The organism is Candidatus Nitrospira nitrificans (assembly GCF_001458775.1).
Classification (GTDB): domain Bacteria; phylum Nitrospirota; class Nitrospiria; order Nitrospirales; family Nitrospiraceae; genus Nitrospira_D; species Nitrospira_D nitrificans.
Genome location: NZ_CZPZ01000010.1, coordinates 35,602 through 50,794 on the forward strand (window position 1 = coordinate 35,602; position 15,193 = coordinate 50,794).

Here is a 15,193-nt window from a genome sequence, read left to right on the forward strand (position 1 = left end):
CGCAGTCGACAAGGGAACGGTATGTCGTTATGAGAATTGGAGGAAAAGGCGGCGCCAATTCAGAGACTCGCAACGCCAACGGCAACGTGGAAAGTCGACAGGTTGCACGAGAAGGTCTCGCATACGAGTCATCGTGAGCTCGGATGTTGAGAGCCGACCTGTGACCCAAATCGCTCCGTCATGATCCGTGCGAAAGACCGTACTGTGCTGATCCCGATACGCTTGCAGGACCGATTCGACCGGGTGTCCGTACGGATTCGCCGCACCCACTGAGATCACCGCATATCGTGGGCGAAGTTGCTGAATCCAGTCTACATCGAGTGAGCTACGCGCCCCGTGATGGGGTACTTTCAGGACGGTCACCGGTTGGGCTTCCTCGCTCAATCGCTTCAAACCGGCCGTTTCAATATCAGCCGCAAAAAGGATGGAGTAGGTTCCACACCGCAGTCGCGAGACAATGGACAGATTGTTCAAGAGTGTCCCGGTAAGGAACTGGGGCGACTCACGGGCCACTGATGTTTCCAGTGGATTGAGAATGCTGAGGCGGCATCCCCCGGATTGCAAGAGGTCTCGTCCTCGCACAGCGGTACGTTGATCGATATGCCGATCACGAATGACTGCTTGAAGCTCTTCCACGAATTTCTCAGAGCGTTCTATCCCCCCACTCCAGTACTGTCCGACCGACATATGTCGGAGTACCCAAATCAACCCACCGACGTGATCCAGTTGTTGATGTGTGCCGATGACATGGTCGAGATGACGAATTCCACGGCTCCACAGAAACGGCGCGACTACATTCTTCCCCATGTCAAATCGTTCATATCGCCCCCCGCCGTCGATAAGCACGGTCCGACCATCCGGCAACTCAACAACAGCACTGTCTCCTTGTCCGACATCAAGGAATGTGACACGCCAACGATCGCCGTCCGCGTCCGATACAGATGGACTCAGCCACCAACCGATCAACATGATCGTCAGCCCGGCGCTTGCAACTCGAACGCGCCGTGGGAGTATCCGGAGGCTTGTCAGGAATAATACGACGTAAAATAACGCGATCGTTGGTATTGACGGTGCGGTCACATGCCACTCCCCTCCCGGGAAGCGAGCGCACCACTGCAATCCAAGAACCATCAATCCGAACAACTGCTCCATCACTGGGCCAAGGATCAAAGACTCGGCTCCCGTCATAATCGTCCATAGAGCTACAAACAGGCCCAACGGCACCAAGATGAGCCCGGTGAACGGGACAGCTATCAGATTGGTCATGATGCCCATCCAGGGAACCTGATGAAAATAGAGTGCAACCAGGGGCAAGGTCGCTACGGTCACAACCCCGCTCATCAACAGTGCTTTGAGCGCATGGCTCATGAGGCGATCGCGCAGCCGACTGTCGCTCCCTGCCACATCGGCGTTTGCTGACGATGCGGTGATGATGATCATTCGGACCATGGCGAGTACGGACAGAAAGGACAGTTGAAAGGAGATATCAAAGATGGCACGAGGATCATGGAAGAGAATCGCCAGGATGGCCACCGCCATCGCATGCCCCAGATGGCGTTCATGCCCCAGCCACATTGCGATCATCGCCAGCGAGATCATGACGAGTGACCGCATGGTCGCTAACTCGGCTCCCGCCAGCAGTGCATAGAGTGCGACAGTGGGCCAGGCGAATAGAATGGCAATCCTCGATGGCGTGACTGTTCGAGTGAGGGTCAATAAGAGAGCAGAGGGAAGCCCAAGCACAAGCTTTCTCGCCAACCAAAAGGCCACGATGGCAACCAGCCCAAGATGTGAACCGGAGATCGAAAGCAAGTGCACTGTTCCGGTCACCATGAACCAATCTTGGAGTTCTTGGTCAAGATAGCCTCGTTCACCGATGATCATGCCAAGAAACAGCCCTCGCGTGGGTTGGCTCAAGGTGTTGAGCGCTGCCGCACGTATCGAGGTCCTCCAATGATCGATCCGGTTCCATATGCTCCACCACGCCACGGCGGTCTCTGCATCCAATAACGTCACCGCCTGAGCACCGGTCACCGTGGTCATACGGTCGACACCTTGGCGTTCCACATAGGCAGCATAATCGAATCCACCAGGATTCAAGGACCCTCTTGGACGATGCAGCTTTCCCCGAAACGCAATATGGTCGCCATGATGAAGCGTGATACCCGGGTCACGCCATACAAGGCGCACGCGTTTCGCTTCAGAACCAAGCTCATCTGTTTGGACCAAGATCGTCTGGCGCCCCACACTGTGTTGGACTGGAGCGATAACCCGTCCGTTGATCAAGGCGTGAACCGTCTCCTGAAGCGGCGGCGACGTCGGGCGAGGTTCCGACGTTGGAGTGGCAAGACTCCAGTAGACTACTCCTAAGAGGAAACTAGAATACAGGAGCAGTGCGGAGCGTGAATCGATATGACCGGCTCGCTCGAGAAGGCTGAATCCCACAGCGATGCCGGCCGACAGCACGATGACGGAAAGCGGGAAAAAGGAGAGCTGTGACCCGGATAGGAGACCGAGGACAAACGCTGCAGCGAGGAACGGGAGCATGAGATTCCCTCATGTACCGGGGAGGAGGGAAGACTCAGCCGATGTGCTTTCGTACGACCCTGGCAAGGTCCTCAGCCACTTCCTTGACCATGGTGGACTGTTCCCCTTCCACCATGATCCGCAACAGCGGCTCTGTCCCGGAATATCTGATGAGAACCCGCCCGCACCCGTTCAGGCGACGTTCGCTGTCTTGGATGGCGCAATCAATGTCGGGAATCGATTCCAATTCCGGTTTCTTCGTGACTCGCACATTCACCAACACTTGCGGTACGGCCGTCATCGCCTTCGCCAGCTCGGATAACGGCTTTTTGGTTCGCTTCACCAATGACAAGATCTGCAGGGCCGAGATGAGGCCGTCTCCGGTTGTATTATGGTCGAGAAAGATGAAATGTCCCGATTGTTCTCCTCCGAAGTTATAGCCCTCCGCCAACATTCGTTCGAGCAGATATCGATCACCGACCGGTGTCCGAATCAGCGTGATGCCCGCTTTCGACATCGACAATTCCAGCCCAAAGTTGCTCATCACGGTTCCCACCAAGGTTTGCTTGAAGAGAAGCCCGTTTCGATGAAGGTCCAGGCCTAAAGCCGCCATCACATGGTCGCCGTCGATGATCTTGCCCTGCTCGCAGACAAAGACGGCTCGATCCGCATCGCCGTCCAACGCGATTCCAAGATCGGCGTTATGGCGGAGCACTTCCTCCTGAAGCGACTCAGGATGAACTGCGCCACAACCGGCATTGATATTCATCCCGTCCGGCTTATTTCCGATGACTTCCACCGTGGCTCCCAATTCCCTGAGCACCGTCGGCGCCACTTTGTATGCCGCGCCGTTCGCGCAATCGACGACGAGCTTGATCCCCTGAAAGTCCAAGTCTTTGGGCAACGATCGCTTGGCAAATTCAATATAGCGTCCCTCTGCATCATCGATACGATAGGCTTTGCCGATAAGGTCGGCCGTCGGACGAAGATGGTTGATTTCATCCGAGACGATCAGCTCTTCAATACGCGCTTCCACTTCGTCCGGGAGCTTGAATCCGTCGTTTGAAAAGAATTTAATTCCATTGTCTTGATAAGGATTGTGCGACGCCGAAATGACCACCCCTGCGTCGGCCCGTAGACTCCTGGTCAAGAACGCGATCGCCGGCGTGGGCATCGGCCCGACCAGCAGCACATCCACTCCCATCGAACAGATTCCTGCCATCAACGCGGACTCGAGCATATATCCGGAAATACGAGTGTCTTTACCGATGACAATCTGATGGCGGCCCGCTCGTCGCATGAAAATATGCGCGGCGGCCCGTCCAAGTTGCATCGCCATTTCACTGGTCATGGGATCGAGATTGGCGACCCCTCGGACACCATCCGTTCCGAATAATTTACGCATCATGATCCTCCCGGCAAAACCAGCGCGGATTCAACGCGGCAGCCATCTTGACGACATCAATCATCATGGCGACATCATGGACACGCAGAATGTGAGCGCCGCGATCAACTGCCAACGCTACCGTCGCCGCGGTCCCCCATTCTCGATGTTCAACAGGCCGTCCAACCACCTTCCCGATAAACGCCTTCCGTGACAGACCAACCAATACGGGGCGGTCCAATGCCGCGACAGCAGATAATCCATCAAGAAGATGAAGGTTATGGTTCACCAGCTTACCAAAACCAAAGCCAGGATCAAGCACGATGTTCGTTCCGGCAATCCCTGCACGGAGCGCCGCTTGCACACGCTCATCGAGAAAACTCACGACTTCGCCGACCACATCGGAATACCGTGGTGATTGTTGCATCGTTTGCGGAGTCCCTTGCATGTGCATCAGAACAACGCCCGCATCGAATCGGGCAATGATCGACGCCATGGCAGGATCGTGCCGCAGCGCGCTCACGTCGTTGATGATCGACGCTCCACAATCCAGAGCGACTTCAGCGACTCGCGACTTGGTGGTATCGATCGAAATTGGAACCGACACACGATGGGCCAGACCTTTTACGACCGGAATGACGTGGGCCAGTTCATCCTTTTCACGAACGGAACCGGCGCCTGGCCGAGTTGATTCTCCCCCGACATCGATGATATCCGCCCCCTGCTCAACAAGTTCCAGTGCATGCGCAATGGCTCGCTCAGGCTCGATATATCGCCCACCATCATAGAAGGAATCAGTCGTGACATTCACGACCCCCATAACAAGTGGACGCCGTTTGTAAGGAATGTCTCGCCCTTTAGCAGAAAAGCACGGTTGCCCCGTGGGGGCCTGAGGTGAGCCTCGATCCAAACTATTCCACCAATAAAATGAGCATGCAAACCGTCATTCCGGCTCCTTGGGAGGAATCAGACAGAGTGCGGACCATATACACAGCACTACTGGGGCAACGGTGCCAACGCAAGCGAGCCGTTGGCACGAGACTCAGGCTGGAACTGTTTGAGAGGAGGATTGCAATAGAATCTGATCAATTTCCGGCGCGTCGAGCACTTCTTTTTCAAGTAATGCCTCCGCCAACGCCTTCAGACTCGTCATTTGCTCGGTCAGCACACGCTTGGCGCGTTCATAATTTTCCGTGACGAATCGCTTGATTTCCAAGTCGATTTCAAGCGCAACTTGATCACTGACATCTCGTTTCGTGGCAAAATCTCGTCCGAGAAATACCGAATCTTCCTTTTGCCCAAAGGTCAATGGCCCCAACTTCTCACTCATACCCCATTCACATACCATCTTGCGGGCAAGGTCCGTCGCACGTTCAAGATCATTACCGGCTCCGGTCGTGACATGTTTGAATACAAGCTCTTCAGCAACGCGTCCACCCATAAGGATCGCCAAGGTATTGTAGAGAAATTCCTTGGAATAGTTGTGTCGATCATCTGTCGGCAGCTGCATCGTCACGCCCAAAGCCCGACCTCTTGGAATGATCGTCACCTTATGAACGGGGTCCGTCCCCGGTAGAAGCTTCGCCATCAATGCGTGGCCGGCTTCATGGTAGGCGGTAATTCTCTTTTCTTCATCGGTGAGAATCATGCTCTTCCGTTCGGCCCCCATCATGACCTTATCCTTCGCCATCTCGAAGTCTATATTTTCGACTTCCTTCTTGTTCTGGCGAGCCGCCCACAGCGCCGCTTCATTCACGAGGTTTTCCAGATCGGCGCCTGAAAACCCAGGAGTTCCTCTGGCGATCTTTTCCAATTCGACATTCGTGGCGACAGGAACTTTTTTCGTATGGACCTTCAAGATTTCAGACCGCCCCTTGAGGTCCGGGCGATTGACCACCACCTGCCGATCAAAACGTCCTGGTCTCAGCAAGGCCGGATCAAGTACGTCGGGGCGATTGGTCGCCGCGACTAAAATGACCCCCTCCGTCGTGTCGAAACCGTCCATTTCCACGAGCAACTGATTGAGCGTTTGCTCCCGTTCATCATGCCCACCGCCAAGGCCCGCGCCCCGTAAACGACCGACCGCATCAATCTCATCGATGAAAATAATGCAGGGGGCATGTTTCTTTCCCTGTTCAAACAAATCCCTGACCCGTGAGGCTCCGACGCCTACAAACATCTCCACGAAATCAGAACCACTGATGCTGAAGAACGGTACTCCGGCTTCTCCGGCTATCGCCTTTGCCAACAAGGTCTTTCCTGTCCCCGGAGGACCGACGACCAGCACACCCTTCGGTATGCGCCCACCAAGTTTTTGAAACTTACGGGGATCTTTTAGAAACTCAATGATTTCAAGAACTTCCTCTTTTGCCTCATCAACACCGGCTACATCTGAAAATGTGATTTTCTTTCGTTCCTCCGTCAACATGCGGGCGCGGCTCTTCCCGAACGACAGAGCCTTGTTCCCACCGACTTGCATCTGACGCATCAAGAAAAACCAGAGGCCAAGGAACAGAATAAATGGTCCCCATGTAACCAGGAACGTGATGTACCACGGACTCTCGTCCGGTGGCTTCACCTCAATCTGAACGTCCTTTTCACGAAGGACCTTCACAAAATCAGGGTAATCAGCCGAATAGGTACGGATGCGAGTCTTGTCCTTCAGGACCCCACTGATATGATTGCCCTTGATGATGACCTTTTCAAAATCACCCTTATCGAGCTTGGCCATAAAATCGCTGAATATCACTTCTTCTTCAGGCGCGTGAGTCGGCACGCTGAACAGATTAAACAGGAGAATCATGAACAAGCCGACCACCACCCAGAAAAGCAAGTTCTTGACCCGGGAATTCATCCAGTTCTCCTTCGCGATAGCATTGAACGCCACGTATGTAGAAATCGTGATGATGTTAGCATAGCCTTACGCAAATTGCCAACAGCTCATAAGAAAACTCTACTCCTCGTGCTGATTCGGCTGGTCGAGAACGGCGAGGTACGGAAGGTTCCTGTACTGTTGCTGGTAATCGAGTCCGTACCCTACCACGTACTGGTTCGGAATCCTGAACCCGACATACTGCAGCGGGACATCGACGACGCGGCGTTCTGGTTTACTCAACAAGGTACAGACCTTGATGCTTCTCGGTTTCTGCTTGGCCAACGTCTTGGTGAGATATTGAACCGTTAATCCGGAATCGACGATATCTTCAACCAGGAGCACATCCCTATCCTTGATCTTTTCAGTCAACTCGGTCACAAGCTTGACCTTCCCAGAGGTCTTCGTCTGCGTTCCATAGCTCGTCACAATGATAAAATCGACCCGCACGGGAATTCGAATCGCTCGTGCCAAATCGGCAAAAAACGCATAGGCCCCTTTGAGCACGCCGACGAGCACAAGATCCTTCCCGGCATAGTCGGCGCTGATCTGTCGCCCCAGCTCGCGGATCCGGCCCCGCATCTGCTCCTGGGTCACGATCGGGCGTCCAAACATACGTTCCATCTCGCTCAGTTCCTTCCGTTCACGCTAGATTTTCAGAAGTAAAGAATAGACAGCGTTTCGTAGCGGCAGTGGGCGCCCAGCGTTCATCCTGTCGATAGCCGACGACCCAGAGAATTCCCTCGGGAGCCACCACCAGGGGGACGAGCGATCGGGCGGCAATCGGCACCTTCAGATCGGTGAAAAAATCCTGAATTTTTTTCGAATGTCCTCCCATCCCGGAGGGATGGAATCGATCTCCCGGCAACCAGTTCCGTACCACCAGCGGCTGAGACACGCGATCTGCATCCACCAGAATCCGATCCTTTCCGAGAGGAGCACACATCCGGGTACGTGCCTGCTGTTGTACCTGAAGACGTTGACCCGTTCCAGACCATATGAGCTCTCCCGGCACAGATAAGAATTCCTGACATCGGTCATGCGGTTGTCCGGCATGGGAAATTTCTCGTGCTTGAAGCGGAACAAACCGTAGATGGCAATCACCGACAAGAACATGTCCCCCCTTCACATCGAGACTTGAACCGGATCCCTTCCCTGAGGCCAGGCGAATGATGCGATCAACCGTTCGGAGACTGGGTGAGCGAAATTGGGCATCATTCCGTCGAAAGAGGTTTCGGATGCATCGCCGTTGAAGGGCGCGCGGAAGCTCCAGAAAACAACCGCGATCGATCGTCCATCCTCCGTCGGATTCTTGTTTCAGGGCCGGAGAAGAGAGGGCGGTACTCTGCTGATCCAGGTAGCGATCGTCTTCCCTGCAGATCTCTGCGAACCTACAGAGTGCGTCGACACTCGATTGGACCAACTGAGTCAGAACCGGAATGACCTCCGTCCTCACCCGGTTCCGCAAGTAATGCGGCTTGAAATTGCTGGAATCCTCCCGAAACGACAACCCAGTTGTGCGAAGATACGTCAGGATTTCCTGCCGCTTGGTGTCGTACAAAGGCCGAATAATATTGTGATCCCGGAATGCCGGCATGCCGGACAGACCGGTCGGTCCCGCGCCACGAAGCATCCAGAGCAACACTGTCTCAGCCTGGTCATTCGCCGTATGGCCCACGGCAATGCGATCGGCTCCACATTGCTCAGCAATCTCCTGCATCACTCGATAGCGGAAGTCACGCGCCACCGCCTGCAAGGAGGTCCTGCGCCCATCGAGCTGCAAGTCAACCCGTCGAACATGGAGAGAAACTCCGAGCTCTTGGCAAAATGCCTTCACAAATTGTTGGTCCCCCTCGGACTCAGCCCCTCGTAATCCATAATTGCAATGAACGGCTGATAGGGTCAGCGCCCAACTTGATCGAAGGTGGTGCAGGATCGATAGCAAGGCGACGGAGTCGGGGCCACCCGAGATGGCGACCACGATGTGCTGTCCGCGCTGAAAGAGGCTTCTGGACCGAACCGTTCGAACGACCTGATGCAGCAGCGGGGGCCAGGCCGTTGCATGGATGGATCCGTTTACGAGCGGTTGCAAGAACTCATCGCCTTCCGATTGTCTCATGATATCGACGGAGAATATCTCTCGCAGAATCCACGTCGGCCGCGATTTGTCGGCTCAACGCTTCTCCGCTATCGAACTGCGCGTCGCCTCGGATACGACCGATGAATTCAACCGTGAGCGTGCGTCCATACAACTCGTAGGCCCCATCCAGGAGGGATACTTCCAATCCACGCTCACCACCATCAAAGGTCGGTCTTGTACCGATATAGGCAACCGAATCATATCGCTCCTGGCCTAGGATTGCGACAGAGGCATAAATCCCGTCGGCAGGAACCACGCGGTCCGGAGGTAACCGGAGGTTGGCGGTCGGACATCCCAACGTGCGCCCTCTCCCCTCGCCGGGAGAGACGACGCCGCTCAACGCATAGTGCCGGCCGAGCAAGACAGCCGCGTGATCGACCTGACCGGAAATGATGAGCCGCCGGATTCTCGTCGAGCTGACCACTCCTCCATCGATCATCACGGGAGGAGTCGGGTGGACGGTGAAACCGAATCGCTTGCCGAGCGCGATCAAATCGCCGATGGTCCCTTCCCGCTTGTGCCCGAAGACAAAATGTTGTCCGACAAAGATTTCTTTGAGTCCGAGCCCTTTGGAAAGCACCTGTTCAGCGAACATCGCCGGGGAGAATGCGGCAAACGCGTGAGTAAAATCCAGGGAGACCACTTCATCGATCCCCGCCCGTTCAAAATGAGCACGTTTCTCTTCCTCGCTCGTCAAGAACCGCAGGTCAACGTGAGGGGCAAGGATTTTCACGGGGTGAGGATCGAACGTCAGAACGACAGCCGTTCCATGGGCACTGCGCGCCGTCTCCACCACCCGTTTCAAGAGCGCATGATGACCGAGATGATGCCCGTCGAAATTCCCGATGGTTCCAACCGGATACGGCCGCACGACCTCGCCCGAATATCCGTGGGTCACGTTCATCGTCGGTCAGCGAAGCAGTTTGACGGCGTCTTTGGCAAAGTAGGACAGGATCAGATCGGCTCCGGCCCGTTTGATTGCCAACAGCGATTCCATCATAGCCCGGGACTCATCGAGCCACCCCGCCCTCGCTGCCGCCTTGATCATACTGTACTCGCCGCTCACCTGATACGCCGCGAGCGGGAGGAGCGTCCGAGCGCGAGCCAGCGCGATGATGTCCAGATACGGCAACGCCGGTTTGACCATGACGATATCGGCGCCTTCTTCGATATCGAGATCGATCTCGCGAAGCGCTTCGCGCGCATTCGCCGGGTCCATCTGATAGGACTGTCGGTCGCCGAATTGAGGACTGGAAAACGCCGCATCGCGAAACGGGGCATAGAAACAAGAGGAAAACTTGGCGGCATAGGCCAGAATCGGCAGCTCAGAGAACCCGGAACGATCTAACTCGCGTCTGATCGCGGCGACACGACCATCCATCATATCCGACGGCGCGACCATATCGGCTCCAGCCTCGGCATGGGTGCGGGCCATCACCGTGAGGCATTCGAGCGTCTCATCATTGAGAACTTTTCCATCCTTGACGATTCCGCAATGTCCATGGTCGGTATACTCGTCGATACAGACATCCGTGATCACAAGCAATCCCGGCACCTGTTGTTTGACCGCTTTGATCGCCCGCTGCACAATGCCGTTGGGGTCCCATCCCGAGCTGCCACGTTCGTCTTTGCGCGCGGGAATGCCGAAAAGAATGATGGCCGGAATCCCCAAGGCTAAAATCTCTCCCGCTTCTTTGACCAACAAATCGATGGAAAGCCGAAATTGGCCCGGCATCGACGCAATCTCTTCGCGGCGCCCCTGCCCCTCGACCACGAACAGCGGATAGATAAAATCCGACGGAGACAGCGTCGTTTCACGCACCAGTCGACGCAACGATTCATGTTGCCGCAGGCGTCGGAGGCGCTGGATCGGAAACCCCATGACTACCCCTTACTTTCGTGGAAGGTTCGTCAAGAACACGACGAGGTCGCGAACGGAGATGACCCCGACCAACTTCCCGTCACGCGTCACTCCCAAATGTCGGAGGTGTGACTGCGCCATGAGATCGTTTGCATCCAACAATGTCTTGCTTTCCTCGATCGTCATGATGGGCGCCGACATAATTTGCTCGACGGTGGTCTTCGTGGCATCGGTCCCGGCCGCCACCACCCGGCGCATCATGTCCGTGTCCGTGATGATGCCGATGATCTCACGGTCGTTGGTCACGAACAAACTGCCGATCCCGCGATCGCGCATAATGCGCGCGGCCGTCTGTGTATCGGTATCACGAGGCACCGTCACGAACTTTTCTCGTGGAATCATGAACGACTTTACAGGAACCATCTCGCTCTCCCTCCTTGTATAAGGCCATCACACATCGTGCGGGCGTTCACTACTGCGGAGCTCCCGTGACAACCTGCTCACGGCTTTCATAATGGTGGGCGATCGCATCCACCAGCGCGGGAATCGTATTCTCATCCGGCATGATCGAGACCGCCAAACCATATTCCTCTGCGGTCTTGGCGGTGATGGGTCCGATGCAGGCGATCGCGACGGATTGCACGAGCGGCTTCATCGCTTCCGCGCCACCAAGCATCGTCACAAAATTGCGGACCGTGGAAGAGCTTGTAAACGTGACCACATGAATCCGATGATCCATGAGCTCCTGCCGCCACCCCCCGACATCCTCGTCCGGCGTGAGCGTGCGGTACACAGGGATCACGTCGACATGCGCTCCGGCGGCGCGAAGTTCGTCCGGCAAGAGCTCTCTGGCCGTTTCCGCCCGAGGAATCAGGATGCGGGTTCCTTGTAACTCCTGCCGATTCAGCGCGACCAATACGCCTTCTGCCTGATATTCTTCCGGAACCAGGTCTGCTCTGACTCCGAACTTTTCCAACTCCTGAGCGGTGCGAGGCCCGATGCAACATAGCTGCCGCCCGGCCAAGCAGCGCGCGTCGAATCCACGAGCGAACAACCTGGTCATGAAACGGCTCACGCCATTGACGCTGGTAAAAATAATCCACTCATACGTCCTGATCTCAGAAAGCGCGCGGTCCACAGGCGCCCAGTCGGGAGGAGGAACGATCTTGATCGTCGGAGCCTCGACGGGATCCGCGCCATAGCCGGCCAGCCGGGCGGCCAACTCACCGGCCTGTTCTTTCGCGCGCGTCATGAGCACCCGTTTTCCAAAGAGCGGGCGCTGTTCGAACCAGTTGAGCTTCGACCGAAGTCGAACGACCTCCCCCACGACAATGACGGCCGGCGGCTCCATGTGCGCGGACTCCGCTTTCTCAACAATGTCCGCCAACGTGCCGATAATGGTCCGCTGCGAGACTCTCGTTCCCCATCGAATGATTGCCACTGGAGTCGACCCGGCTCGCCCTTCAGCCATTAACGTTGCGGCGATCGTCGAAAGATTTTTCATACCCATGAGAAAGACGACCGTCCCTTGGCTTGACGCCAGCCGTGACCAATCCAGGGTCGTGGAAGGCTTTTCCGGATCTTCATGTCCGGTGACAATCGTCAAGGTCGATGCCATTGTCCGATGGGTCACCGGAATACCGGCATAGGCAGGAGCGGCCACAGCGGCGGTCACTCCAGGAATGATTTCGAATTTGATCCCGGCCGACGCGAGCGCTTCCGCTTCCTCTCCTCCCCGCCCAAAGACAAACGGATCGCCTCCCTTCAACCGCACGACCACGTTGCCTGCGCTCGCTTGTTCAATCAATAGACGATTGATCGCTTCCTGTTCAGGGTAGGTGCCTTTGCCCCTCCGTCCGACATACACCCGCGCTGCATGATCTCGAGCGTGGGCAAGGAGGGTAGGATTGGCGAGATAATCGTAGAGAACCACGTCAGCCTGCTCAAGACACTCTTTTCCTCGAAGGGTCAACAGACCAGGATCTCCCGGACCAGCTCCGACCAAATAGACCTTCCCCTTGTTTCGTCGTACCATGTTCACACTGATCCGTAAATCTCTCGGAGAATTTTGTCCCCTCCCCGAGTCAGCAGTCGTTCAGCCAATTGAACGCCAAGAACGTATGCCTGCTGACCTGACCCCTCAATCTGGTCGCGAAGGACGGTCTTCCCGTCGACCGTGGCGATAAGGCCATCCAAGATTACCTGCTCACCGGACAGGGTGGCGTGGGCTGCGATCGGCACCTGACAGCCCCCTTCGAGACGGTACAAGAAGGCCCGCTCTGCGGTCACAGTCGTTTGGGTAGCCTGATGATTGAGTCGGAATAAGACGGAACGCACGAATGCATCACTCGCCCGACCTTCGATCCCAAGGGCGCCCTGTCCGATCGCAGGCAGGCTGAGGATGGGGGAAAGATATTCCGTGATGGTCTGAGACCACCCCAACCGATGCAGGCCGGCAGCGGCCAAAACGATGGCATCGAATTGGCCTTCTTTGAGCTTTTTTAACCGCGTATCCAGGTTTCCACGCAGCATCGCGATCTTCAAGTCCGGCCGGGCCTGTAATAGTTGCGCTTGGCGTCGAAGGCTGGCGGTCCCGATGCTGGCGCCGAATGGAAGGTCCTGGAATGAGTGCCCGGCACGACTGACGAGGGCATCGCGAGCATCCTCACGCGGAGGGATACAGAGAATGTCGAGCCCGTCGGGCAATTGCGCTGGAACATCCTTCATGCTGTGCACCGCGAAATCGATCTCGCCGGCGAGCAACGCGTCCTCGATTTCCTTGACGAACAGACCTTTTCCCCCGATTTTTGCCAACGGCACATCGATGATCTTGTCGCCGGATGTCTGAATCTTCTTCAGCACGACCCGGACCTCCGGGACCACTTCCTGCACCTTGGACTGAAACCATTCACTTTGACAAAGCGCCAATTTGCTCCCTCTCGTCCCCAGCACCAAGGTTGAGCGTTGGCCGTTCTGTACCGACACGTTGAAGCTCTTTTCGTTAGCCGCCCATCAGCGGGTTCGTTTATGGACTGCTGCTTCCGAAACCGGATCCTCGGCATCCGATTCCGCCGGATTCTCCGTATGACACCGCGGCGACTCGCGATAGGTTTCGATCTGTTGAATAGGCGCCGCGTGCCGGTCGAGAGAGAAAAATCGACGTGCCGCTTCGACAAACGCCGGGCCGTTCGAAGAATTGACTTCAGCCTTGAGGGTGACCATGGTGCGATGAATCATTTTATTGACGATCGAAGACGCCAGGCCTTCAACCACTTCGCGGTCCTGAGGAGACAGATGCGGCAATCGCGCGAGCACCTTGTCGACTTCCGCCCGCTTCAGGTCGTCGACGTGGTTTCTGAGCGCGACGATCGTCGGCGTGACCTCCAAGGATTTCATCCAATCCAGCATAGTGGTCACTTCTTCCAAAACCATCCGCTCGGCCTTCTCCGCTTCCTGCACGCGCTCGGCTCGGTTCTGTTCGACGCGATGTTTCAGGTCGTCAATATCGAAGAGAAACGCATTGTCGACATGGCGAACAGCCGGATCAATGTTCCGCGGAACCGAAATGTCGATCAAGAACATCGGACGGTTCATGCGCTCTTCGACCGCGCGATGCACATCCTCGGCGCCGACAAGATAATGGGCCGCGCCCGTCGACACCAGCACAATATCCGCGGAGGCCATGTCGTCCTTGAACTGATCGAATGGAACAGCCGTGCCGCCGAACTTCTCGGCTAGATCGACCGCATGTTGCGGAGTCCTCGTCGTGATGCGCACATGTCCCACACCATGGGCGATCAAATGGCGCGCGGCCAGCTTCGCCATTTCACCGGCGCCGACCAACAGCACCGTCTTCTCGTGAAGATCCGAAAAGATCTTCTTGGCCAGTTCGACGGCGGCATAGCTGACCGAGACCGCCATTTCGGAAATTTTCGTTTCGGTCCGCACCCGTTTGGCCACCGAGATGGCCTTCTTGACGACCTTGTTCATGATCACCCCGGTCGTCTTATGGGTCAGCGCCACTTCGAACGCATTCTTGAGTTGTCCCAAGATTTGAGATTCCCCGATGATCATCGAATCAAGACTGGCTGCGACTCTGAACAAGTGACCGATCGCTCGATCGCCGGTATGCCAATAGAGGTGCGGGGTCAACTGTTCGGAAGACAACGACAGATGGGTGTCGGCAAGAAACTCCTGAATGCGCCCATAGCCGGCTTCCACATCATCGACAACCGAATAGACCTCGACGCGATTGCAGGTCGAGAGCAGGACGCCTTCTTTGACTCCGGAATACGAACAGAGGCGAGTGAGCGCCTCGCCAAGACGGCTTTCGGGAACCGCCAAACGCTCTCGGATTTCGACCGGAGCCGTCTTGTGACTCAACCCGACGACGATCAGATGCATGTGACT

At 56.1% G+C, this 15,193-nt stretch carries 12 protein-coding genes; all 12 read right to left on the bottom strand.

Going from position 1 to position 15,193, the window contains the following annotated elements; all coding sequences use genetic code 11:
* Positions 1-27 precede the first annotated feature (27 nt).
* Positions 28-2,547 (bottom strand): DNA internalization-related competence protein ComEC/Rec2, encoded by a 2,520-nt coding sequence (locus COMA2_RS07280; protein ID WP_090895968.1) that lies wholly within the window; start codon positions 2,545-2,547, stop codon positions 28-30.
* A 34-nt stretch (positions 2,548-2,581) separates the two neighbouring features.
* On the bottom strand, positions 2,582-3,931 hold the full coding sequence (gene glmM, locus COMA2_RS07285) for a phosphoglucosamine mutase (protein ID WP_090895970.1): 1,350 nt from the start codon (positions 3,929-3,931) through the stop codon (positions 2,582-2,584).
* Positions 3,924-4,730 carry a dihydropteroate synthase gene (gene folP, locus COMA2_RS07290; RefSeq protein ID WP_090895971.1) on the bottom strand — a complete coding sequence of 269 codons (807 nt, stop codon included), beginning with the start codon at positions 4,728-4,730 and terminating at the stop codon, positions 3,924-3,926. The genes glmM and folP overlap by 8 nt, the downstream gene beginning before the upstream one ends.
* Before the next feature lie 222 nt (positions 4,731-4,952).
* A complete protein-coding gene (gene ftsH, locus COMA2_RS07295; RefSeq protein ID WP_090895973.1) occupies positions 4,953-6,764 on the bottom strand; it encodes an ATP-dependent zinc metalloprotease FtsH in 1,812 nt (603 codons plus the stop codon).
* A gap of 99 nt (positions 6,765-6,863) precedes the next feature.
* The gene (gene hpt, locus COMA2_RS07300) at positions 6,864-7,406 is read right to left on the bottom strand and encodes a hypoxanthine phosphoribosyltransferase (RefSeq protein WP_090895974.1); all 543 of its coding nucleotides are present in this window, start codon (positions 7,404-7,406) and stop codon (positions 6,864-6,866) included.
* A gap of 19 nt (positions 7,407-7,425) precedes the next feature.
* Positions 7,426-8,901, bottom strand: coding sequence for a tRNA lysidine(34) synthetase TilS (tilS, locus tag COMA2_RS07305; RefSeq protein WP_090895976.1), 1,476 nt, complete (start codon positions 8,899-8,901; stop codon positions 7,426-7,428).
* A complete protein-coding gene (locus COMA2_RS07310) occupies positions 8,879-9,826 on the bottom strand; it encodes a bifunctional riboflavin kinase/FAD synthetase (protein WP_090895978.1) in 948 nt (315 codons plus the stop codon). Before COMA2_RS07310 ends, tilS begins: the two co-directional genes overlap by 23 nt.
* 6 nt (positions 9,827-9,832) lie before the next feature.
* Positions 9,833-10,804, bottom strand: coding sequence for a porphobilinogen synthase (gene hemB / locus COMA2_RS07315; protein ID WP_090895980.1), 972 nt, complete (start codon positions 10,802-10,804; stop codon positions 9,833-9,835).
* Positions 10,805-10,813: 9 nt separating this feature from the next.
* Positions 10,814-11,206 (bottom strand): CBS domain-containing protein, encoded by a 393-nt coding sequence (locus COMA2_RS07320; protein WP_090895981.1) that lies wholly within the window; start codon positions 11,204-11,206, stop codon positions 10,814-10,816.
* A 49-nt stretch (positions 11,207-11,255) separates the two neighbouring features.
* Positions 11,256-12,818 carry a uroporphyrinogen-III C-methyltransferase gene (cobA, locus tag COMA2_RS07325; protein ID WP_090895982.1) on the bottom strand — a complete coding sequence of 521 codons (1,563 nt, stop codon included), beginning with the start codon at positions 12,816-12,818 and terminating at the stop codon, positions 11,256-11,258.
* 2 nt (positions 12,819-12,820) lie between these two features.
* Positions 12,821-13,768, bottom strand: a complete 948-nt coding sequence (hemC, locus tag COMA2_RS07330) for a hydroxymethylbilane synthase (RefSeq protein ID WP_090895984.1) — start codon at positions 13,766-13,768, stop codon at positions 12,821-12,823.
* Positions 13,769-13,795: 27 nt separating this feature from the next.
* Positions 13,796-15,187: a glutamyl-tRNA reductase gene (gene hemA, locus COMA2_RS07335; RefSeq protein WP_090895985.1), complete on the bottom strand. Its 1,392-nt coding sequence runs from the start codon at positions 15,185-15,187 to the stop codon at positions 13,796-13,798.
* Between the last annotated feature and the right edge of the window lie 6 nt (positions 15,188-15,193).